Annotated in this window: 18 protein-coding genes and 1 pseudogene; 8 read left to right on the forward strand and 11 right to left on the reverse strand. The window is 72.1% G+C overall.

Annotation, left to right across the window (positions count from 1 at the left end):
- Positions 1-3: 3 nt before the first annotated feature.
- The 4 genes from Nocox_RS11530 to Nocox_RS11545 all read right to left on the reverse strand — a co-directional run bounded on the left by Nocox_RS11530 (position 4) and on the right by Nocox_RS11545 (position 4536).
- Entirely contained in the window at positions 4-1335 is a 1332-nt protein-coding gene (locus Nocox_RS11530) for a glycoside hydrolase family 30 protein (RefSeq protein ID WP_020545345.1), read from the reverse strand.
- 120 nt (positions 1336-1455) lie between these two features.
- The gene (locus tag Nocox_RS11535; protein ID WP_020545346.1) at positions 1456-2235 is read right to left on the reverse strand and encodes a hypothetical protein; all 780 of its coding nucleotides are present in this window, start codon (positions 2233-2235) and stop codon (positions 1456-1458) included.
- A gap of 738 nt (positions 2236-2973) precedes the next feature.
- Positions 2974-4230, reverse strand: coding sequence for a lamin tail domain-containing protein (locus Nocox_RS11540; RefSeq protein WP_026214800.1), 1257 nt, complete (start codon positions 4228-4230; stop codon positions 2974-2976).
- A 72-nt stretch (positions 4231-4302) separates the two neighbouring features.
- Positions 4303-4536, reverse strand: a complete 234-nt coding sequence (locus tag Nocox_RS11545) for a helix-turn-helix domain-containing protein (RefSeq protein ID WP_020545348.1) — start codon at positions 4534-4536, stop codon at positions 4303-4305.
- Between the two features lie 22 nt (positions 4537-4558).
- Here Nocox_RS11545 and tnpA point away from each other — a divergent pair, with 22 nt between their 5' ends.
- A complete protein-coding gene (tnpA, locus tag Nocox_RS11550; RefSeq protein WP_219495603.1) occupies positions 4559-4975 on the forward strand; it encodes an IS200/IS605 family transposase in 417 nt (138 codons plus the stop codon).
- A 105-nt stretch (positions 4976-5080) separates the two neighbouring features.
- Here tnpA and Nocox_RS11555 read toward each other — a convergent pair whose 3' ends face one another.
- From Nocox_RS11555 to Nocox_RS11565, 3 genes are all read right to left on the reverse strand, one after another.
- Complete coding sequence (locus Nocox_RS11555; RefSeq protein WP_020545879.1) at positions 5081-5719, reverse strand: GOLPH3/VPS74 family protein; 639 nt, start codon at positions 5717-5719, stop codon at positions 5081-5083.
- 10 nt (positions 5720-5729) lie between these two features.
- Positions 5730-7109: an APC family permease gene (locus Nocox_RS11560; protein ID WP_211212776.1), complete on the reverse strand. Its 1380-nt coding sequence runs from the start codon at positions 7107-7109 to the stop codon at positions 5730-5732.
- 136 nt (positions 7110-7245) lie between these two features.
- Positions 7246-8724 (reverse strand): multicopper oxidase family protein, encoded by a 1479-nt coding sequence (locus Nocox_RS11565; protein ID WP_020545881.1) that lies wholly within the window; start codon positions 8722-8724, stop codon positions 7246-7248.
- A gap of 254 nt (positions 8725-8978) precedes the next feature.
- Here Nocox_RS11565 and Nocox_RS11570 point away from each other — a divergent pair, with 254 nt between their 5' ends.
- Genes Nocox_RS11570 through Nocox_RS11590 form a run of 5 tightly spaced genes read left to right on the forward strand, consistent with a single transcriptional unit; the run spans position 8979 to position 14321 of the window.
- Positions 8979-9980, forward strand: a complete 1002-nt coding sequence (locus Nocox_RS11570) for a LacI family DNA-binding transcriptional regulator (RefSeq protein ID WP_020545882.1) — start codon at positions 8979-8981, stop codon at positions 9978-9980.
- Positions 9981-9996: 16 nt separating this feature from the next.
- The gene (locus Nocox_RS11575; RefSeq protein ID WP_020545883.1) at positions 9997-11265 is read left to right on the forward strand and encodes an ABC transporter substrate-binding protein; all 1269 of its coding nucleotides are present in this window, start codon (positions 9997-9999) and stop codon (positions 11263-11265) included.
- Complete coding sequence (locus Nocox_RS11580) at positions 11262-12143, forward strand: carbohydrate ABC transporter permease (RefSeq protein ID WP_020545884.1); 882 nt, start codon at positions 11262-11264, stop codon at positions 12141-12143. The genes Nocox_RS11575 and Nocox_RS11580 overlap by 4 nt, the downstream gene beginning before the upstream one ends.
- Entirely contained in the window at positions 12143-12949 is an 807-nt protein-coding gene (locus Nocox_RS11585; RefSeq protein WP_020545885.1) for a carbohydrate ABC transporter permease, read from the forward strand. The genes Nocox_RS11580 and Nocox_RS11585 overlap by 1 nt, the downstream gene beginning before the upstream one ends.
- A 13-nt stretch (positions 12950-12962) precedes the next feature.
- A complete protein-coding gene (locus Nocox_RS11590) occupies positions 12963-14321 on the forward strand; it encodes a sulfatase family protein (protein ID WP_020545886.1) in 1359 nt (452 codons plus the stop codon).
- Between the two features lie 193 nt (positions 14322-14514).
- Here Nocox_RS11590 and Nocox_RS11595 read toward each other — a convergent pair.
- Positions 14515-15533, reverse strand: a pseudogene (locus Nocox_RS11595) (RNA-guided endonuclease InsQ/TnpB family protein).
- Positions 15534-15658: 125 nt separating this feature from the next.
- Between Nocox_RS11595 and Nocox_RS11600 the strand changes: the two are divergent.
- Positions 15659-16504 (forward strand): aldo/keto reductase, encoded by an 846-nt coding sequence (locus Nocox_RS11600; protein WP_026214906.1) that lies wholly within the window; start codon positions 15659-15661, stop codon positions 16502-16504.
- 57 nt (positions 16505-16561) lie between these two features.
- On the opposite strand, the gene Nocox_RS11605 is transcribed toward Nocox_RS11600, so the two are convergent.
- Positions 16562-18214, reverse strand: a complete 1653-nt coding sequence (locus Nocox_RS11605) for a glycosyl hydrolase family 18 protein (protein WP_020545889.1) — start codon at positions 18212-18214, stop codon at positions 16562-16564.
- A gap of 157 nt (positions 18215-18371) precedes the next feature.
- Between Nocox_RS11605 and Nocox_RS11610 the strand changes: the two genes are divergently transcribed.
- Positions 18372-18779 (forward strand): RidA family protein, encoded by a 408-nt coding sequence (locus Nocox_RS11610; protein ID WP_026214907.1) that lies wholly within the window; start codon positions 18372-18374, stop codon positions 18777-18779.
- A gap of 51 nt (positions 18780-18830) precedes the next feature.
- Here Nocox_RS11610 and Nocox_RS11615 read toward each other — a convergent pair whose 3' ends face one another.
- The gene (locus Nocox_RS11615) at positions 18831-21611 is read right to left on the reverse strand and encodes a DUF5682 family protein (RefSeq protein ID WP_033410608.1); all 2781 of its coding nucleotides are present in this window, start codon (positions 21609-21611) and stop codon (positions 18831-18833) included.
- A 26-nt stretch (positions 21612-21637) separates the two neighbouring features.
- Complete coding sequence (locus Nocox_RS11620; RefSeq protein WP_211212787.1) at positions 21638-22753, reverse strand: ATP-binding protein; 1116 nt, start codon at positions 22751-22753, stop codon at positions 21638-21640.
- Positions 22754-22757: the final 4 nt, after the last annotated feature.

Below are 22757 nucleotides of genomic sequence, written 5' to 3' on the forward strand. Positions count from 1 at the left end.
CGATCAGCGGACGACGAGCGTGGTCAGCGTCCGCGGCTGCAGGGTCACCGTGCGGCCGGTCACCGGTGACGGGGTGAGGGAGTTGTCGTTGTTCGTCACGTACGCGGTGGCCCGGCCCGGCACGCCCTTCCACGTGACCGCGGCCGTTCCCGTGTTGAGCACCTCGATCACCCGCGAGCCGTCCGGGTTGCGGAAGGCCGACACCTTCAGCGCCGGGTCGGCCGCCGAGGCGCCGACCCGGACCGCGCCCGGCCGGATGAACCTGCTGTAGGCGGCGAGCGCCCACAGGCGCTTCGACACGCTGTACGTCTTCGCCACGTCGTCGATCTGCAGCAGCGCCCTGGTCGTGCCGCGCGACGCGCCGAGCCAGTAGACGTAGCCGCTGACCTGGCCGAGCGTGAGCGCGTCATGGACGGCCGAGGCGATCGTGAAGCCGTCGAAGCCGCTGCCGTCGTCCCAGGCGGTGTTCCAGCGGTCGCCGTTCGGGTTCCACTCCGACATCCACGTCCTGCGGGCGGTCGGCAGCGGCGCGTCCACGGGGCTCGCGTAGGTGTGGCCGGTGTGCGTCTTCACCCAGCGGCGGGCCTCGGGGTCGGCCTCGATCGCCGCCGTGTACGCCTTGGCCTCGTTCCAGCCGAAGGAGTCGCAGCACGCCACCTTGACGTCCTTCGCGACGGGCCCGAGCACCTTGACGAACTCGGCGGCCTGCTCCGGGGTGAAGCGCATGGAGGCGTACGTGGCCGTCCAGTCGGGTTCGTTGGTGAAGCCGAGGTCGGTGATCCTGATGCCTTCCCTGGCGTAGAACTTCGTGTACGCCACCAGGTAGTCCGCGTAGGCCCGCCGCCACTCGGGCAGCAGCGTGCCGCCGTTCTTGTCGTCGCCGTTGTCCTTCATGTAGCCGGGGGCGCTCCAGGCGTCGGCGAAGAAGCGCCGCACGCCGTAGCGCTGGGCCTCCTTGGCGACCCAGACCTGGCTGTTGTCGTCGCCGTCCCAGACGTACTTGGGCGGGGCGTCCGGGCCTCCGGGGTCCTCTGGCTGGATGGAGACCATGTGGTCGTACGGGCTGCCGGCGGGGGAGGAGCCGATGCCGAGGCGCAGGATGCTCAGCCCGGCGCCCTTCTTCCGGTCGAACCACAGGTCGAGGATCTCCCGCTGCTGCTCGGCGGGCAGCGCCTTGAGCAGCTCGTTGCGGCGGAATGCCTGCGAGATGCCGAAGCCGTCGATCTCCTGGTGCCGTACGTGCTCGTCCACCGTGACGGCCGGGGGCGGTGCGGGGTGCGCGGGGTGGACGGCCGGGAGGCCGAGCAGGGTGATCGCGACAATCCCACGTAACATGGCGACTCCGAAAGTTTCGGAAGCATGGCGATATGTTTCGCCGATCGCCGGAACGTTAAATGCCGCAAACGCCTCCCGTCAACACCGGAAGACCTGTTTCCGCGGTTTTCCGGCGTCAGGTCAGATCTGGTCCGCGCGCCACTCCGGGAGGTCGTGCGCCTTCGCGACCGTACGCCAGGCGTCGGCGAAACGGGCCTTCGCCTTCCGCGCGTCCTCCGAACGGGCCAGGCCGCGCCGGTAGTCGCGGTCCTCGGCCACCGGACCCGAGCAGCCGCCCGCGACATGGCGGCGCGCCCAGGACAGGAACGCCGCGTCCGCGTCGAACGAGGCGTCCAGCGCGGCCACCAGCGACTTCCTCAGCGCGGCCCCGTCCGGGAGCGCGTCCACGGCGAGCCCGCGGGCGGCGGCGAGCTGATCGCGGCGGCCGGCGGTGATGTCCACGATCCTGTCCAGCCCGCTCCGGCGGCACTGGGACGTCGCGACGATGGCCTCGGTGAGGCCGGAATGGGAGGCATTGCTCCTGGCCAGCACCTCATTCATGGCCCGCGCCTGCCCGCCGGCCCCGGCGCCGTCGGCCGGCTCGGCCTGCTCGGCCGGCTCCGAGGGCTCGGAGGGCTCGGAGGGCTGGGCGGAGCGGCCAGGTTCGGCGGATGCCGTTGGCGCGACGGGCGCGGTCGGTTCGGCGGATGCCGTTGGTCCTGCCGGTGCGGTCGCGCCGGGAGCCGCGGCGCCCTCGCCCGGCTGGGACGCGAGGGTGCCGGAGCCGCCGGCGCCGGCCACCGGCTGCGGAGTGGGGCCTCCCTCGGTGACCACCCACCAGGTGAGCCCCGCCGCGACCAGCGCCGCGGCCAGGCTCACCAGGACGGACGCCCGCCGCCACCACCCCGGCTGCCGCTCCACCGGCTCCTCGAGCCGACGGGGATCGGCCTCGGACGCGCCACCACCAGACCGGCCGGGCCCGGTCGCGGACGGCGGCCCGGCCACGAACCGGTCGGGCCGACCGGGCCCACGCGCGGGCGGCAACCCGGTCTCGAACCCGCCGGGTCGAGCCGGCCCTTGGAAGGGGTAGGGGCCCGGTCGGGGCGCGCCGGCCCGTGATGGGCCGGCGGGGGACCGGCTCGTCCGCGCCGACCCCGCCGCCGAGGGACGGGCTCCGGGTGAGGGCGCCTCCGCCTGCGACCCACCTGAACGGGGTGCGCCCGCCCCGGAAGGGCGCGGACCGGGCAGAGGGGGGCCAGATGGGAACGAGCCGGGCTGGGGTGGGCGGGGGCGGGAGGCGCTCGGGTAGGGATGACCCGGCTGCGAGGTACTGCGGTAGGGGTGCCCGGGTCGGGGCGGACCGGGGAGGGGCTGGTCGGGTCGGGATGGGCCGGGGAGGGGCTGGTCGGGTCGGGGCGGGCCGGGGAGAGGTTGGTTCGACTGCGGTGAATCGCGGAAGGGGCGGCCGGGCAGGCGCGAGGTGGGGGAGCGCTGCGCGACCTTGGGCCCGTCCGGTCCGGACGCGTCCGGTCCAAGGGCGGCGGGGGCGGGGCAGTCGGGGCAGCAGGGGAGGGCGGGTGGGATGGGGGAGCCGCAGTGGGGGCAGAGCCGTTCGCCGTCCGAGTCTTGCACCATGTGCGCCCTCCCCGGGGTCGGAGATCAGCGGCCGAAGCAGATGGTCCGCCCCGGGCGGACCTGGTCGGCCTTGTAGGTGACCTGGTCGATGGTGGTGCCGTCGGCGTCCACGAGGACGAGGGCGCCGCCCTGGTTGCCGAGCCGGAGTGGCCCGCCGAGCGTCACCCGCAGCGTCGAGCCGCCCGCCAGGGCGCCGAGCAGCTCCATGCGCCCGCCGGAGCCGGCCAGCGCCCACCCGGTGAGGTCCACGGTCGCGGGCGTCAGGTTGAGCAGCGTGACGGTCTCGGCCCCGTGGTCGGCGCCGCGCGGGTCGGGCAGGGCGGCCACGATCAGCACGTCGCCCGCCGCGGTGAGCGGCGGCCGGACCGGCGCGCCGGGCGGCGCGGGATCGGGGTCAATGACGAACCGCTCCGGCCAGACCGTGAGCTGGATCTGCTGCCCGGAGGCGCGTACGACGTCGTGCAGGTTGCCGCGTTCCAGCGTGTCGAGCAGGAAGAGCTGGTCGTCGCGGTGCACCGGGTCGGCCCGCAGCCAGGCGTCGAAGTGCGAGAGGTCGGTGAACCCCTCGGCGAAGTACGGCACGAGCCGCCGGAACAGCTTCGGCCACAGGACGAGCCGTTCGGCCGCCGCGAGCCCGTCGAGCGGGGCGGGGCCGTCGGGGTCGCCGGTCGCGCGCGGCCAGATGCCGCTGGGCAGCGCCTTCCGGCGGGCCTGCGCCGACACCTCGGCCAGGTGCGTACGCAGCTCGCCCGGCAGCGTCGCGTAGAAGGCGGGGTAGACCAGCCCGGCGGCGAGCAGCGCGGCGTTGACGGTGGCGTCCACGCCGGCCGCGTCGAGGAGCACGGCCGAGCCGTCGGGCCCGGGATGGTCGCCGGCGAGGACGAAGCCGATGAGCCGGCCGTTGGCGTCGACGCCGTTGGTGAGGACGTGGCCGCGCAGCTCGTCCTGGTCGGCGGAGCGGACCGTGTTGGGCAGGTCGTCCCAGAAGACGACGTTCGTGAAGCCGAGCAGGCGCAGCAGCTCGTCGCGGGCGGCGAACGCGCCGGCGGGTTCCTGATGGGTCTCGGCGAAGTGGGTCTCCAGCGCGTCCACGGCCTCCAGGCGGATGGACACGCCGCGGCGGCTCAGGGCCGGGGGTCGTCCCGAGTGCCGGGGCAGCCGTTCGACCAGCGCGGGGTTGTCGGGCCTGAACTTGACGGTGTCCCCGTCGGGTTCGGGGCCGCGGCGCGGCGAGTCGGGGTAGCGGATGACGAAGGTGCCACGTAACAAGGTGTAACTCATCGCAAATCCCCCATTGTGCTGGCGACCGGAGCGTAGCTCCCATCCGCCACCTCGTCCATGACTTCGCACAGATCAGGCGCGGGACGCGGCCTCGCCCAGCCAGGACCGTTCCGGCGTCGCCTTCGCCTGCGTGATCACTGTCTTGGACAGGTCGCCGTCGGAGATGTACGGCAGCCCGTTGTCGTGGGCTTCCTGTCGTGCGCGCAACCCGTCGTTGAACACCGTTCGCGCGCACCCGAACGCCCGCGCCAGCGCCTGGCGCTGACCGGCGGTCGGGTAGAGGCGGAAGTTGTACCGGAGCCGCACGCCAAGATCGTACCATTGGCCTATGGGTGAACATGGCGACATCAGAACAGGCAGACACTGTGTTTTCGTCCTGCACGCACACTTGGTTTTCGTGACCAAGTTCCGGCATCCGGTATTCACCGACGCCCACCTGAACCGGATGGAAGAGATCATGCGGGACGTGTGCGCCGACTTCGAGACCGAGCTGAGCGAGTTCAACGGCGAGAACAACCACGTCCACCTGCTGGTCAACTTCCCACCCAAGGTCGCCCTGTCCAAGTTGGTCAACTCGCTCAAGGGCGTCTCGTCACGGCGAATGCGCCAGGAGTTCCCCGAACTGGCCCGCCACTACTACCGGGCCAGCAAGCTGTGGTCGGGCTCCTACTTCGCAGGGTCGGTCGACGGCGCGCCGATCAGCGTCCTGCGCCAGTACGTCGAGCAGCAGAACCGTCCGGTCTAGGGCACGCTCAGGCCTGGCGGTCCTCCCGCGCGGGCCTTCACCCCCGGCCCGAAGGCCGGAGTACTGGCCCGCATTTCGGTAGCACCCGGTGAGGGACGGTGGTGGTCAGCGATAGACCGCCACCGCGGCCTCCCCGACCAGGCCCTCGACGACGCCGACCAGCTCCGCGACCTCGCGCGAGCTCTCGCGGGAGATCTCGCGCAGCCGGCCGACCAGTTGACCGGACGGCTGGTCCAGGTAGAGCTCCTCCTCCAGGCGCAGCACCGCGACCAGCCCGCACAGGGCGGCGCAGCGCGCGTCCGGCTGCCGCCAACCCTCGACCGCCGAGCGGGCGCCGGACGAGGCGCGCACCACCGAGGCGATGTCGGCGGGCTGGTAGCGGGTGGTCGGCAGCACGCCCATCACCCGCCTGGTGGTGCGGCGCAGCACCCCGGAGCCGATCAGGGCCTCGCGGGTGCGCTCGTAGGCGTCGCCGGCCGCCTTCTTGATCGGCGCGCGGACGTCGCCAGGCTCGCCGGCGATCAGCGCGAGCAGGTCGCCGGCGAAGGCGTCACCGCCGTCCGCGGCCGGTACGGAGGCCGCCACCCGCCCCCGGGCGACCGCGACCCGGCCGTCCAGGGCCAGCTCCAGCAGCGCCGCCCCGGCCAGCCCGAGTCCCATCGAGGCCGGATGGATGAGCAGTTTCCCCGACGACTGGCCGTGCGCGATGAGATAGAGGTCGTGGTGGAGCGGCAGCCGGTCCATGGCGCACCCGCTAGAACCGGTCGGCGGGCGCGCCGCCGAGGACGGGACGGCGGCCGAACAGATAGAGGAGGAGCAGCGTCAGCGCCCCCACCCCGAGCCAGATCAGGCCGACGACCTGCGCCATGACGTTCGCGTTGATCACCACGAAGATCAGGATCGCCATGCCGATCAGCGGCGCGGCCAGGTGCGGCCACCACGCGCGGGACCGGCCGCGCACCGTGTAGTGGACGATCACCGACACGTGCAGGACGACGAAGGCCACCATCGCGCCCATGTTGATGAGGCTGCTCAGCAGGGTGACGCCGTCGGCCCTGACCGACATCCAGATGCCGAGCCCGACCGACAGCGCCGACACCAGCATGATCGCGTTGGCCGGCACGGAGTGCCGGACGGACACCCGGGCGAGGAACGACGGGAGCTGCCGGTCGCGGGCCATCGCGTACAGCAGGCGCGAGACGGCCACCTGGGCGACCAGCGTGTTGGCCAGCCCCCAGAACAGCGCGGTCGCGACCGAGGTGACGCCGCGCAGCCACTCGCCGCCCGCCACCGCCGCCGCGTCGTAGAAGGCGGTGTCGGAGCCGCTGCCGAGCAACCCCTCAGGGTCGGGCACGAGCAGGGCGGCGACCCACACCTGGGTGATGAACAGCACCCCGGCCAGCATCAGCGCCACCCGCATGGCCTTGCCGACCTGCTCGGAGCCGCCGGTGGACTCCTCCACCAGCATGCTGATCCCGTCGAAGCCGAGGAAGGACAGCACCGCGACCGAGACCGCGGCGAAGACGATCGGCCAGGAGAAGGTGTCGGCGTTGAACAGCGGCGCCAGGCTGAACCCCCGCCCCTTGCCCTGCAGCAGCGCCCAGACCCCGACCAGCAGGAACAGCGCGAGCACCACCAGCGCCCCGACGATCATCACGCGGGTGAGCCGGACCGTCATGCGGATGCCGCGCAGGTTGATCGTCGTGTTGACGGTCACGAAGCCGATCACCCACACCCACACGGGAACGGCGGGTATGACGTCGTTCATGGCGATCGAGGCGACGAGGTAGAGCAGGCTCGGCACCAGGATGTAGTCGAGCAGCACCATCCAGCCGGTGAGGAACCCGACCGGCGGCGCGATGCCGCGCCCCGCGTAGTTGTAGACGGAGCCGGACAGCGGGAACGCCCTGACCATCTGCGCGTACGACGACGCGGTGAACAGCAGGGCGATCATGCCGACGAGGTAGGCCAGCACCGGCATGCCGCCGGATTCGGCGTAGACGATCCCGAAGATCGCGAAGGGCGCGATCGGGACCATGAACACCAGGCCGTAGAAGACGAGGTCGGCCAGCCCGACCCCGCGGTGTAACTCCTGGCGGTAACCGAACTGCTCGATGCTCTGCTGTGTGCGCACGACCGGCCTCTCCATGTCGTCATGCGGCAAGCGCGGGGGGTGACTCGGTGATCCTTCCGCAGCCCGGGGCCGCGTCGCAAGAGTCCCCCCTCACCTCACCGCGCCCGGCCGGAGAGGTGAGGCCGCCGGCGGCGCGCTAGTGGTGGCCGGTGTGGGCCTGGGTGTGGCGGGGCGGCCGGCCGTAGCCGAGGGTGCCCATCATGCCCTGCTCCTGGTGGTACAGGTTGTGGCAGTGGAACATCCACTCGCCGGGGTTCACGGCCTGCACGTCGATCTCGACGCGTTCGCGCGGCAGGACGTTCACGGTGTCCTTGCGCGGCCCCCGCCCGCCCGGCACGTGCACCTGGAACGTGTGCCCGTGCAGGTGCATCGGGTGCCACATGGGCGACCGGTTGTCCAGCACCACCCGGACCGTCTCCCCCCGGTCCACCCGCAGCCGGTACGGGTCCGACGCCAGCCGGTTGTTCAGCGTCCACTCGTTGCCCGAGGCGCGCATGCCGAGCTCCACCAGGATGGTGCGCTCGGGGCGGGGCAGCAGGTCGTCGCGCCGGGCCCGCAGGTCGCGGTAGGCCAGCGCCTTCCCGTTGAACTGCGCGAGCTGCACGTCCGTGCGTGGCGCGGTGCCGCGTCCCGCGCGCACCAGCGCGAACGCCCGCGCCCCCTTCCCCTCGGCGAGCGCGACCATCGGGAACACCCCGTCCTCCAGCCGGACCAGGAAGTCGTAGCGTTCGCCCATCCCGATGAGGAACGTGTCCACGGTGACCGGTTCGACGGCGAACCCGTCGGCGTGCGTGACGGTCATGCGGTGGCCGCCGAGCGCGAAGCGGAAGGCGGTGTCGGCGGCGGCGTTGATGACGCGGAACCTGGCCCGCCGGCCCGGCCGCGCGGTGAACGTCGCCGGCGTCTCCGGGGTGCCCCCGTTGATCAGGTAGAGCGGGTGGCGGACCTCGCCCGTGACGCCGCCGAGCGCCGGGCTGCGCAGGGTGTCGTCGTGCTCGGTGCTGGCGTTGAGCTCCCGCAGCACCTCGTCGGGGGTGCCGAGGATGCCGTCGAGCCAGTCGTCGAGCACCACCGTGAACTCCACGTCGTAGCTCAGCGGCTCGCGCGGGTCGTGCACCACGAGCGGCCCGTACAGGCCGCGGTCGGCCTGCGTGCCGACGTGCGAGTGGTAGAAGTACGTGCCGGGGTCCGGCACCCGGAAGGCGTAGTCGAACCTGCCGCCGGACGGGGTGGCCGTCTGGGAGTAACCGGGCGCGCCGTCCATGCGGTGGGCGATCTGGATGCCGTGCCAGTGCACGGTGGTCGCCTCCGGCAGCTCGTTGACCAGCGGCGCGCGGACCACGCCGCCGGCCGTGGCGCTGATCATCGGGCCGGGCAGCAGCCCGTTGTAGGTCCAGGTGCTGACGGTGTGCTCGCCCAGGGACACCGTCGTGGGCCGGGCCCGCAGCACCGCCGGACGCGACCGGCCGGCCGCGGCGAGGGCCCTCGCGGGAGTCGTCGCGCGGGCGGCCGCGGACGCCGGCTCGCCGAGCAGGCCCGCTCCCGCGGCGAAGGCCCCGGTGACGAGCAGCCCTCTGCGCGAGATCTGCCCGCCGGACCACCACGTATGTGTCACAACCATTCTCCCCCCGTTCACCTGGCAAGGTAACGGACAGTAACGGGAGAATCGGTGCGCCACGCGGGCGGCGCGGGACAGTGGTTGATCCGGGGCGCGGCCGGGGAGTACGGTCGAGAGGACGGCCGATGTTAATCGATTAACACTCCACAAGCGGCACACCCCCCACGTCCATCCTCCTCAACCGCTGCTCTGACCCCAGAGGAACCAATTACCTTGTATCCCTATAGGGAATGCTAGGTTATACGACTAGCATGAGACCCACAGCACGCCAGGTCGCCGAGCTCGCCAACGTCTCCGTCGCGACCGTCAGCTACGTCCTCAGCGGCCGGGACCGCCCGGTCGCCCCCGAGACGCGCCGCCGGGTGCTCGACGCCGCCAGGCAGCTCGGCTACACCCCCGACCAGGCCGCGCGCAGCCTGCGCAGACGCCGCACCCAGCGCGTCTGCCTGGTGCTCAGCTCGCTCGGCGGCGTACCGACCGACGAGCGGCTGGCCACCGACCTGCACGAGATGGCCGACGCGCGCGGCTACTCCGTCATCACGCTCGCCGTCTACTCCGAGGCCCGCGCGAAGGCGGCGGTCGACGTGCTGCGCGGCGGCGTCGCCGACGGCGCGCTGGTCAACGTCACCGGCGGCCATCTCACCCCCGAGATGATCGCCGGCCTCGCCGCCGCCGGCCTGCCCATGGTGGTGCTCAGCAACGAGGACGGGCTGGAGGGCTGCGACGTCGTACGGACGCCGGAGGCCGAGGCGTGCGAGGAGGCCGTCGCGCACCTGCTGGCCCGGGGACGGCGGCGCATCGCGTTCCTCGCGCACCGCCACGAGCTCTACCGGGAGCGCCCGGCGGGCCGCATCCTCGGCTACACCCGGGCGCTCGACCGGCACGGCGTGCCGGACCGGATCATCACCTCGGGCGCGGACGACCGCGTGTCGGCGTACCAGACGGCCACGGAGCTGCTGCGCTCCGCCGACCGCCCCGACGCGATCTTCGCGGCCTCCGACCGGGCCGCGATCAGCGCGATCTGGGCGGCCAGGGACGCGGGGCTGCGCGTGCCCGACGACGTCGCGATCGTCGGTGTCGGCAACATCGACGAGGGTCTCATCACCAATCCGCAGCTCAGCACGGTCGGGCCGCTGAGGCACGACTACACCGACGTCGTGCGGCTGCTGTTCGACCGCCTCCAGGCCGAGGAGGCGCCGCCCGCCCGCGAGATCGTCCGCCCCTGGACCTTCCTGCGGCGTGGCTCCTCCTAAGAAAGGGAAACGCGAGATGTCCCCCACTCTCAACCGCCGTGACCTGATCCGCCTCGCCGGGGCCGCCGCCGCGGCGCCGGTGCTGTCCGCCTGCGCGGGCGCGCCGCCGGCGCCGTCCGCCGCCGCGCCGGGCACGTTCACCGTCTACTGGAACGCCGGCCACGACTACCAGGCCTACCGCAAGGTCATCGCCGAGTTCGAGCAGGCCAACAAGGTCAAGGTCAATCTGCAGAAGTACCAGTGGCCCGACCTGCGCACCCGGCTGCTGGCCGACTTCGCCTCCGGGACCGTGCCCGACCTGGTGGAGGAGCCCGGCGGGTGGGTGCAGGAGTTCGCGATCTCCGGCAACGCCCGCTCCCTGCAGGACTTCGTCGACCGCGACGGCCAGGCGATGGGCTTCCCCGCCGACTGGCAGCCGGTGACCGTCGAGCGCAACTCCTACCAGGGCAAGGTGTACGGCGTTCAGCTCCACCTCACCTGCAACACGCTCTTCCACAACCGGGGCATGCTGCGCGAGGCCGGGCTGGAGGCGCCGACGACCTGGGAGGAGTTCCTGGCCGCCGCGCGGAAGCTCACCAGGGACGGCGTGTACGGCGTCGCGCTCAACCAGGACCCCACCTACGTGTGGCCGTGGCTGATCCAGGCCGGCGTCACCCCGTACGACCCGGCGACCGGCGAGATCATGGGCCCGAGGGAGGCCGCCGTCGAGGCGCTGCAGTTCCAGGCCGACCTCGTCCACAAGCACAAGGTCGCGCCGGTGCCGGTGTCGAGCACCGACTACTCGGGCCCGCAGAAGCTGTTCTCCGCCGGGCGCGCCGCCATGATCCTCACCGGCCCCTGGGACCTCGACCCCATCAGGAAGACCAGCCCCGACCTGGAGCTGGGCGTCGCGCCGCCGCTGAAGCACCGGACGCGGGCCACGCAGGCGGCCGGGGTCAGTCTGTTCGTGCCCGCCAGGGCCGCCCGGCCCGAGCTGTCCTGGGACTTCGTCAAGCGCGTCACGGCGGCCGAGGTGGAGCGGGCCGCCACCGCGGAGACCGGCATGCTCATGCCGCGCAAGTCCTGGGCGGAGCTGCCCGAGGTGCAGTCGGACCCGGTCACCAAGGTCTTCGCCGACGCGCTCGCCACCGCCCAGGACTCCTCCCAGCAGGTGCGCCTGACCGGGCAGCTCGGCAAGTGGGACGAGCAGCTCAAGGTCATGTACCAGCAGGTGCTCATCCAGAACCAGCCGGCCGCCGAGGCCCTCGCGGCCTTCACCAGGACCGCCGAGGGCTTCCTCACGTGAGCGTCAGGACCCCGCGCACCCTGGCGGGCCGCTACGCCCGCACCGCCTACCTCTTCCTGCTCCCGGCGATCCTGTTCTTCGCCGCGTTCTTCTACCTGCCGATCGGCAACGTGGTCGCGACCAGCCTCCGCACAGGACCGCAGGCCGACCAGTGGGCCGGGCTCGGCAACTACGCCCAGGCGCTCGGCGATCCGGCGGTGCGGCACTCGTTCCTGGTCACGGTGGCGTTCGCGGTCATGGTGGTGATCGGCTCGATCGTGCTCGGGCTGGCGCTCGCGCTGGCCCTGGACCAGCCGCTCAGGGGGCGGGTGGTGTTCCGGGTGCTGCTGCTGGTGCCGTACCTGACGTCGGTCGCGATCGTCGGGCTGCTCTGGCGCAACATCCTCGACCCCGAGCTGGGCGTGCTCAACCGGGTGCTGGACGGGCTCGGGCTGCCCGGCCAGCAGTGGCTCAACACCGCGCCGCTGCTCACCATCGCCGGCGTCACGCTGTGGCAGAGCGTCGGCTACACGATGGTGCTGTTCCTGGCCGGGCTCCAGGGCATCCCCGAGACCTACCACGAGGCCGCGCGGATCGACGGCGCGGACGCCTGGCGGCGGTTCTGGCGGATCACGCTGCCGCTGCTGGCGCCGACGACGCTGTTCGTCTCGGTGATGGCGGTGATCTCGGGGCTGCAGGCGTTCGGGCAGGCGTACATCATCACCAACGGCGGGCCGGGCGACGCCACCGACCTGTCGGTCTTCCACATCTTCAACGTCGCCTTCCGCACCCGCGACTTCGGCTACTCCTCGGCGCAGTCGGTGCTGCTGCTCGTGGTGATCGTCGCGTTCACGCTGGTGCAGCTCAGGGCGGGGCGGCGCGGGGAGGTGACGTACTGATGCGCAGGACCCTGCTCTACGCCCTGCTCGGGCTGTCCGGCCTGGTCACCGTGCTGCCGCTGCTCTACATGGTGTCGCTGTCGCTGCAGACCGAGGCCGAGACGCTGGCGGCCGACGCCGTGCTGGTGCCGGACTCGCCCCAGTGGGGCAACTACGCCGAGCTGTTCACGCGGGCGCCGTTCGGCGACTTCATCGTCAACAGCCTGGTCGTGGCGGGCGCGATCACGCTGGCGCACCTGCTGTTCGACCCGCTCGTCGGGTACGTCTTCGCCAAGTTCCGCTTCCCGCTGCGCGACACGCTGTTCGTGGCGCTGCTGGCCACGCTCATGGTGCCGTTCTTCGTGCGGATGATCCCCCTGTACGTGCTCATGGCCAACCTCGGCTGGCTGAACACCTACCAGGGGCTGGTCACGCCGTTCCTCATGGACGCGTTCGGGATCTTCCTCATGCGGCAGTTCATCCAGCCCATCCCCGACGACCTCATCCACGCCGCCCGCATCGACGGCGCCTCCGAGCTGCGCGTCTACCGCAGCGTCATCCTGCCGCAGACCCGGCCGGCGCTCGCCGTGCTCGGGCTGTTCACCTTCGTCTTCCAGTGGAACGAGTTCCTGTGGCCGCTGGTCGCCACCACCACGCCCGAGATGCGGACCATCCCGGTCGGGCTGACCCTGTTCAACCAGGAGTACTTCACGCTGTGGCACCTGACGGCGGCGGGCTCGGTGATCCTCTTCGTCCCCACCGCCGTGCTGTTCGTCCTCACCCAGCGTCACTTCGTCCGGGGCATCGCCCTGACCGGCCTCAAATAGGGAGTTCTTCGTCGTGCGTCCGAACGTGATCGTCGTCCTCACCGACCAGCAGCGGTGGGACACCGTCGGCCCGCTCACCCCCAACCTCGACCGGATGGCCAGGCACGGCACCCAGGCCACGGTCGCGCTCACCCCGCAGCCGGTGTGCGCGCCGGCCCGCGCCGCGCTGCAGACGGGCCGCTACCCGACCACGACCGGCGTCCACCGCAACGGCCGCGTGCTGCCGCCGGAGGAGCGCACGCTCGCGCACCACTTCGGCGCGGCCGGCTACGCCACCGGCTACATCGGCAAGTGGCACCTGGCCGGCGCGGAGCCGGTGCCGGAGGAGCAGCGCGGCGGCTACCGGTCGTGGCTCGGCGCGAACGCGCTGGAGCACACCTCCGACGCCTACCGCACGATCGTGTTCGACGAGGCGGGCGAGCCCGTCCTGCTGCCCGGCTACCGCTCAGACGCGCTCGTGGACGCCGCCGTCAGGTTCGTCGCCGACCACCACGACGAGCCGTTCTTCCTGTTCCTGTCGCTCCTGGAGCCGCACCACCAGAACGAGGTGGACAGCTATCCGGCGCCCGACGGCTACGAGGAGCGTTACCAGGGCACCTGGCTGCCGCCGGACCTCGCCGCGCTCGGCGGCACCGCCCACCGGCACCTGGGCGGCTACCTGGGCCAGGTCAAGCGCCTGGACGAGGGGCTGGGGCGGCTGCTGGACGCCCTGCGCAGCCTCGGCCTGCTGGAGGAGACGATCGTGGCCTACACCTCCGACCACGGCAACCACTTCAAGACCCGCAACGCCGAGTACAAACGCTCCTGCCACGACGCCTCGCTGCGGGTGCCGCTGGCGCTGCGCGGCCCCGGCTTCGACGGCGGCGGCGCGATCGCCCGCCCGGTCAGCACCCTCGACCTGCCGCCGACGCTGCTCGCGGCGGCCGGGCTGCCGGTGCCGGAGGAGATGCAGGGCCGCTCGTTCCTGCCGCTGCTGCGCGACGCCCGCGCCGACTGGCCGGAGGAGGTGTTCTTCCAGGTCAGCGAGTCCGAGGTGGGGCGCGGCATCCGCACGTCGCGGTGGAAGTACTACGCGGTCGCCGAGGACGCCGACCCGTGGGACGATCCGGCCGCCGGCCGCTACCGGGAGCAGGCGCTCCACGACCTGGAGAACGATCCGTACGAGCTGGTGAACCTGGCGGGCTACCCGTCGCACGCCGAGGTCGCGGCGGGGCTGCGGGAGCGGCTGGCGCGGCGGATCGCCGAGGCCGAGGGGGCCGCGCCGGAGATCGAGCCGGCCGCCGCCCGCCTGGCCCCGCACCAGGCGATGACCGACCCGGAGGTACGGCTGCGCGGCCCGAAGCCGGTCCGGATCGGCCACCAGCGGCCATGATCGGACGGACGGCGGGAACCCGGCGTTCCCGCCGTCCGCGGGGGTCAGCTCGCCGCGTCGGCGGCCCCTCGGTCGTGTGTGTGTCGCAGACGCTGTGTTGACGCGCTCCCCGGCCGCCAAGGCCGGGCGGTTCAGCCCGTGCCGCGTGTGCGGCACCTCTGTGGCTTCCTGTTTCCCCGGGTCCTGCCCTCCGTCAGGCGGCGGGTCTTACGGTCCCTCCGCAGGCGTTTAGCCTGTCCGCCCGTCCGGCGGACGGTCGATCCGCACGAAGACACGGCCGTGGCGGGCGGCCTTGTAGGCGAGCATCCCGACGAACCGCGACCAGCCCGCATCATGGACGGACTTCGCCAGCTTCGTGCGGGCCAGGCCCTTCACGCACAGGTCCTCCACGACCACCGTTTGGTTCTCACGGATGATCTGTGTGGACAGCTTGTGGGCGAAGTCCCGGCGCGCATCGGCCACCTTCGCGTGCACGCGGGCAACCTGGACGACGGCCTTCTCGCGGTTTTTCGACCCCTTCGCCTTGCGCGACAAGGCCCGCTGCGCCTTCTTCAAGCGGCGTTCGGCGCGGCGCAGGAACCGGGGATTGCCGATCTTCCGGCCGTCCGACAGCACCGCGAAATGCGTCAGCCCCAGGTCGATGCCGACCTCGCCGGCCGTCTCCGGCAACGGCTCGTCGCCGGCCTCGACCACGAACGAGGCGAAGTACCGGCCCGCCGCGTCCTTGATCACCGTCACCGACGAAGGCTCCGACGGCAGGTCCCGCGACCAGCGCACGTCCACGTCCCCGATCTTCGGCAGGCGCAGCTTCCCGCTCGCCGTGATCGAGAACCGGGCGTTGCGGGTGAACCGGACCGCCTGCCGCCGGTCCTTGCGCGACCGAAACCGGGGCGCGGCGATCTTCGGCCCTTTGCGCTTGCCGGCGAGCGAGGAGAAGAAGTTCCGGTAGGCGGTGTTCACATCCGCCAGCGCCTGCTGCAGCACCACCGCCGAAACCTCACCCAGCCAGGCGCGCTCCGGCGTCTTCTTCGCCTGCGTGATGACCCGCCTGGACAACTCGGCGTCCGAGACGTACGGCAGGCCGCCCGCGCGGGCTTGCTCCCTCACGCGCAGAGCGTCGTTGTACACCGTCCGCGCGCACCCGAACGCCTTGGTCAGTGCCTGACGCTGACCGGCGGTCGGATAGAGACGAACGTTGTACCGAAGCTGCACCCCGTGATCATACGAATGGGGGCCAGGGCCGAGCAGGGGAATGTCAGAACGGGTAGCGGCCTTGCCGAGCTCAATGGTGAAGCCTGCTATGTGCACCTGCTGGTACGCAAATAAGAAGATTGGGGATGTCTCTGTTGCATCACGGAACGTTGACCATCGGTGGCCGGACCGTGCACCGCCTGGGTTTCGGCGCGATGAGCCTCACCGGCCCCGGCGTGTGGGGGCCGCCCGAGGACCGTGCGGCGTGCGTGCGCGTCCTGCGCCGGGCCGTCGAGCTCGGCGCCGACTTCATCGACACCGCCGACTCCTACGGCCCCTACGTCAACGAGGAGATCATCCGCGAGGCGCTGCACCCGTACCCGGAGCACGTGACGATCGCGACCAAGGCCGGGTTCGTGCGCACCGGGCCGGGGGAGTGGCATCCCGTGGGGCGGCCGGCGTACCTGCGGCAGGAGGTCGAGATGAGCCTGCGCCGGCTCGGCGTGGACCGGCTCGACCTGCTCCAGCTCCACCGCGTCGACCCCGAGGTGCCGCTGGAGGACCAGGTCGGCGAGCTCAAGGCGCTGCGCGACGAGGGCAAGATCGCCGCGATCGGGCTGTCGGAGGTCACCGTCGCGCAACTGGAGCAGGCCCGGCGGGTCGTGGAGATCGCGAGCGTCCAGAACCGCTACAACCTCACCCTGCGCGCCTCCGAGGACGTGCTCGACCACTGCGCGGCGCAGGGCCTCGCCTTCATCGCCTACACGCCCATCGCCAAGGGCCGGCTGGCCGCGCCCGGCGGCCCCGTCGACCACGTGGCCCGCGCCGCCGGGGCCACGCCCGCCCAGGTCAGCCTGGCCTGGCTGCTGGCCCGCTCCCCGGCCCTCGTCGCGATCCCCGGCACCTCGTCCCTCGCCCACCTGGAGGAGAACATGGGCGCCGCGGCCGTGTCGCTCACCCCCGAGCAGGTGGCCGAGCTTTCGGCGGCCTGACAGGCGGAGACCGGCCCGCCGTGCGGTGCGGGCCGGTCCCTCTCACCCGGCCGGGCGTCAGCCCAGGCCGTTCCTCATGGCCGTGAGAAGCTCGGCGTTGGCGGTGTCGCCGCTGAGCTCCCAGAAGAACGCGCCGCCCAGGCCCTGGTTCTTCGAGTAGCTCATCTTGCCGCCGATCGTGGCCGGCGTGTCGTAGCTCCACCACTGGTTACCGCAGTAGGCGTAGGCGGTGCCGGCCACCGTGCCGGTGGACGGGCAGCGGGTCTTGAGCACCTTGTAGTCCTCGATGCCCTGCTCGTACGTGCCCGGCGCCGGGCCCGTGGCCGTGCCGCCCGGCGCGGCCTGCGTGACTCCCGTCCAGCCGCGGCCGTAGAAGCCGATGCCGAGCAGCAGCTTGCTCGCCGGCACGCCCTTGCCCTTCAGCTTCTGGATCGCGGCGTCGGAGTGGAAGCCGGCCGTCGGGATGCCGGCGTAGGAGGTGAGCGGGGAGTGCGGGGCCGTCGGGCCCTGCGGGGCGAAGGCGCCGAAGTAGTCGTAGGTCATGACGTTGTACCAGTCGACGTACTGGGCGGCGCCGCCGTAGTCGGCCGCGTCGATCTTGCCGCCGTTCGTGCCGTCGGCGGTGATGGCGGCGGTCACCAGGTTGCCGGAGCCGAAGCGCGAGCGCAGCGCCGACATGAGGTTCCTGAACGCCGCCGGGCCGCTGCTGTCACAGGTGAGGCCGCAGGCGTTCGGGTACTCCCAGTCGATGTCGATGCCGTCGAAGACGTCCGCCCAGCGCGGGTCCTCCACCAGCCGGTAGCAGGACTCGGCGAACGCGGCCGGGTTCTGCGCGGCCTGGGCGAAGCCGCCCGACCAGGTCCAGCCGCCGAAGGAGAACAGCACCTTCAGGTTCGGGTACTTCTTCTTCAGCTTGCGGAGCTGGTTGAAGCTGCCGCGCAGCGCGCCGGCGTCCCAGGTGTCGGCGACGCCGTCCACGCTCTCGCCCGCCTGGTAGAAGCGGTCGTAGTCGGCGTAGCTGTCGCCGATCGCGCACTGGCCGTTCGTCACGTTGCCGAAGGCGTAGTTAATGTGCGTCAGCTTGGCGGCCGAGCCGCTCGTGTCGATGTTCTTGACGTGGTAACCGCGCTGGTAGACGCCCCACTGGACGAAGTAGCCGAGCACCTTGTCCCCGCCGCCTCCGCCGCCGTTCGAGGTGGTGGCGGTGGTGGCGGCGCTGGCGGCGCTGCGGTTGCCGGCGGCGTCGCGGGCGCGGACGGTGTAGGTGTAGCTGGTGTTCGCGGTCAGGCCGGTGTCGGTGTGGGTGGTGCCGGTGACGGTGGTGACGAGGGTGGTGCCGCGGTAGACCTCGTAGCCGGTGACGGCGACGTTGTCGGTGGAGGCGTTCCAGGCGAGGGAGACGCTGCTGCTGGTGACGCCGGTCGAGTGCAGGTTGCCCGGCACGGACGGCGCGGTCGTGTCGGTGCCGCCGCCCGAGGAGACCTTCCACAGGGCGGGGACGTTCGGGGGCTCCCAGCCGGGCTGGGAGGTGTGGCCCTGGAGACAGACGTAGTCGACGCCGTTGTAGGTGACGACGGCGCCGGTGGCGTAGGCGGTCCAGGGGGCCCAGGCGGCGGCCATGGCGATGCCGTAGGCGGCGGGCGGCGCCACGGCGACGGCGGTGAGCGGCAGCGCGAGCGCCGCCAGGCAGGCGAGGATCTTGTTTCTCATGTCGCTCCGACATCCGTTGGGGGCGTGTGGGGGGTGGGATGCCAGGAAACTATTAGGAAAGTTTCCTTTTAGTTGTGAGACGACCGTAACCTCAACCTGCGGAGGCGTCAATAATTCCGGTGCGAAAATCCTGGCCGGGCCACTAGGGTCTGACTCCATGACGCAAGGTGTCCGGTTGATCCGGGATGTCAGTCTTGCTCCCACCGAGTACGCGTACGCGGCGGTCGCCGACGTGCCGATGCGCGCCGTCTGGGCGGCCGGCGCCTGCCCGCTCGACGCCGACGGCGCGACCGTCTGCCCAGGTGACGTCGCCGGGCAGACCCACCAGGTGATGCGCAACCTCGCCGACGCGCTCGCCGCCGCCGGCGCCGCACTCACCGACCTCGTCAAGACCACCGTGTACGTCGCCTCGGCCGACCGCGCCGACCTGGTGACCGCATGGAAGGTCTACCGCGAGCACATGGACGGGCACGACGTGCCCAGCACGCTGCTCGGCGTGACGGTGCTCGGCTACCCCGGCCAGCTCGTCGAGGTCGAGGCCGCCGCCGTCCTCCCCCTCCCGTAGCGCCGCCCCCGGCCCGCCCGGCACGCAGGCGGGCGGGTCAGGGGCGGGCGCTCAGGCGAGCAGGGCGGCCAGGGCCTCGACCGGCTCGGGATGAGCGGTCAGGAGAAGGGCCGCGGGGGACGCGGGCGAGGCGCCCGCGGCCTGCCACGTGGGCTCGCACCCGAGCAGGACCGCGACCGCGTCGCAGGCCGTGCGGTGCGTGGACAGCAGCTCGGCGGCCGGGCCAGAAGGCGCGGCGGCCGGGCGGGACACGAGGCCGGGAGCAGGGGCGGGCTGGGAGGACCAGGGCGGCGTCCAGGAGTCGACCCCGGCCAGCGAGCCGGGGAACGTGCGGCCCGCCTCACGCACCAGGGCGGGCATCAGCTCCGCCGCCTCGGCCCGCAACGTCGTGATCAGCTTCGGCAGCCACGGCAGCAGCACCGAGTCGGGCAGCCGGCCGAACGCCTTGGAGATCACCTCCACCACGAACCCCGACAGCGCCGGCACCGGCTCCATCGCCTGCACGAACCCCATGATGTACTGCGGGAACGACGGCACCACCAGCGGGTTGCCCAGCAGCTCGTCGCACCGCTCCCGCAGCTCCGCCACGGTCAGCAGCCCGAGCTGGGTGCGCGCCGCCCACAGCAGCGCCACCTTCGCCGGCGCCTCCGGATGCGACTGCCGCACCGCCAGTTCGAGCTGCGCCCGGTCGCAGCCCAGCGCGAGCGCCAGGCTCTCCATCGAGAACAGGAACCCGAGCATCGCCCCCACCTGCCGCACGCCGGTGTCGTCATCGACGAACGCCGTCGGCAGCAGCGTGCAGTAGTGGGCGTAACCGGCGGTGGCGAACTCCTCGCACCACGCCGGCAGCTCGGGCTCGTGCGCCCGGTAGTAGGCCAGCAGCCGCCGGATGCGGCGCAGCACCTCGGGCGCGTCGTCCGCGCTCCGCTCCGCCGACAGCAGCTCCACCGCCCGCGCCCCCAGCTCGTCGGCGAAGCGCCGGCTGCCGAGGTAGAGGACGGCGTCCTCGACCGCCGCCAGCGCGACCGCCGCCGTCGCCTCCGGAGCCCAGACCCGCCGCCGCAGCCGCTGCTCCAGCACCTGCTCGACGGTCACGCCGTCGTAGCCGAGCTCGATGAGCGAACGCTGGTGCTTGCCGAGCGCGAGGTCCCAGCTCTCCTGGATCGAGCGCTCCCCGAGCCGCCGCTCACCCATGATGGGCCGTACGGCCTCGGGCGGCAGCAGGTAGCGCAGCATCCACAGCAGGTCGGAGCAGGGCCCGAGCGCGGGATCGGCGCGCAGGTCGAGCAGGGCCCGCTGGATCGTGCGCTTCTCCAGGTCGAGCCCGAGCGGGGCGAGACGGTCGAGGACGTTCCTGGCCAGCGGGGGCAGCGCGTCGTAGCCCACCGAGCCGACCCGGTCACTGCCGAGCAGGATCTCGCACAGCCGGGCGACGTCCCTGCGGCCGGGCACCACGTCCTTCTCGATGCAGGTGACGGCCGCGTCCTGGAAGTCGTACGGGGTGGGCCGGGCCCGGCCACGCATCCCGGCCAGCAGGATCGACGTCTCGAACACCGCGATCGCGTCCGCCGTGCTGGCGAGATAGCCGTTGCGGCGGGCCAGGCGGACGATGTCCACGCACCAGCCGAGCAGCTCGGCCTCGTCCAGCGCGTCGAGCACGGGCGGCCGGGACAGGAAGCCCGTGAGCCGGTCGGCGGCCGGACCCCTGCCGGGGGCCGGCGCGGGCTTGCGGACCGCTGCCTTGCGGGCCCCCTTCTGCCCCGCGAGCCGGTACGGCGTCAGCCCGTCGCGCTTGACCGCCTTCGCCCACGTCGCCGCCGCGATCGACACCGACCCCGAGGCCAGCCCGAACTGCGCCTCGATGGCCGAGTGGCTGGAGGGGATGAGCCCGTACAGCCAGGTGGTGCCGGTGCGCGGGGTGATCGTGAAAGGCGCCGTGGAGCGCACGCCGAACTGCTCGACGGGGCTGGCGGCGTGGAAGGCGCCGCACACGTACAGGCAGTCGGCGGGATCGGCACCGGTGGCCGCCAGGTGCTCGCGCATCCTCGTCCACATGTAGCGCTCGCGGTCCTCGTCGGCCGCCAGCCGGGCCGGGTCGCGGCTCAGCCGGCGGAACAGGCTGCCGATGAGCGTCATCACCTGGCGGTAGGTGTCGTGGTCCGCGCCGGACAGGGGCTGCTCGACGTACTGGTCCCACCACTCCGACCAGTGGCGCACCTTGCCGTGGTGCAGCAGGTGCTCCTCCAGCTCGGCGAAGCGGGGACGCAGGTCGCCGATCTCGACGCCGACCGCGTCGCCGTGCAGCCCCGCCTCCTCGCCCTGCGGGCGGGCGTGCTCGCCCTCGGGCGCGTCCTCCTTCTCGGCCCACTGGAAGACGTGGTCGGTGGAGCGGTCGACCAGCACCAGCTCCACGCCGGGCGTCTCCAGCGCGTACGCGATCGCCTGGTACTCGGCCGACGCCTCGGTGATCGGCGCCACCACGCTCAGCGGCGCCCACTCCTGCGGGAACCCGTCGAGGTGGGTGGCGAACGCCTGCACAGCCACCGGCAGCCGGCAGTTGCGCAGCTCGGTGAGCAGCGGCTGGAGGTCCTCGCACAGCTCCAGATAGATGACCTTCGGCTGCTTGTCGCGCAGCCTGCGCACCATCGCCAGCGCCGAGGCCGGCGAGTGGTGGCAGACCGGGAAGATCTCCAGCTCCTCGCGCAACGCCCGGTCCACGTCGTCGACCATGCCGGTGAGCAGCGCCGAGACGGCGTCGCCGCCGAACTCCCGCGCGGCCCCCGCGAGCTGCTCCCTGAGCGGGTCGAAGGCGCTCGTGACAGGCTCGCTCATGACGGGCTCGCTCATGACAGGCTTACTCATGACAGGGTCGCGATGGCCTCGCGGCCGCCCTCGAGGAACTCCTGCCACGGCCCGCCGTCCTTCTTGCCGCGCGGCTCGACCACGCCGTGCAGGTACTTGTTGAGTATCGCGAGGTCCTCGGGGCTGCGCCGGGCCAGCGAGCCGACCAGCGACCCGGCGAGCGTCTGGGCGCGCAGCACCCGGTCGCCGAAGAAGTGGCTGTGCAGGATCGCGTCCTCCAGCACGCCGATCTGCTCGGCCGTGGACAGCGCCGACTCCAGCCGCTCGTCGTCGCTGGTGGCCGAGGCCGCCGCCGAGCGCAGGTCGGCGAAGCTCTGCAGCAGGATGTCGAGCAGCGTCGGCGGCAGGTCGAGCTCGATCCGGTGCCGCCGCAGCAGCTCTTCGGTACGGAAGCGGACGATCTCCTCCTCGCTCTTCTTGTTCGTCACCACCGGGATGCGCACGAAGTTGAAGCGGCGCTTCAGCGCGGACGACAGGTCGTTGACGCCCCGGTCGCGGCTGTTGGCCGTCGCGATGATGGAGAAGCCGGGCTGGGCGAAGACGATGTTGTCGTCGTCCAGTTCGGGGATGGAGACGTACTTCTCCGACAGGATCGAGATCAGCGCGTCCTGGACGTCGCTGGTCGAGCGGGTCAGCTCCTCGAAGCGGCCGATGACGCCGCCCTCCATGGCCGTCATGATCGGCGAGGGGATCATCGACTGCCGCGACTGGCCCTTGGCGATGACCATGGACACGTTCCACGAGTACTTGATGTGGTCCTCGGTCGTGCCGGCGGTGCCCTGCACCACGAGCGTCGAGTTGCGGCAGATGGCCGCGGCCAGCAGCTCGGCCAGCCAGCTCTTGCCGGTGCCCGGGTCGCCGATCAGCAGCAGGCCCCGGTCGGAGGCGAGCGTCACGATGCTGCGCTCGACGAAGCTGCGGTCGCCGAACCACTTCTGGGGGATCTCGCGGTCGAGTCCGTCGGCGCGCTCGGAGCCGAGGATGAACAGCCGGATCATCTTGGGGCTGAGCCGCCACGAGAACGGCTTCGGGCCGTCGTCGACGGACTCCAGGTAGTCGAGCTCGTCGGCGTACTTGACCTCTGCGGGGGCGCGCAGCATGTCACTCATCAGCGGG

It is taken from the genome of Nonomuraea coxensis DSM 45129 (genome assembly GCF_019397265.1).
Taxonomy (GTDB): domain Bacteria; phylum Actinomycetota; class Actinomycetes; order Streptosporangiales; family Streptosporangiaceae; genus Nonomuraea; species Nonomuraea coxensis.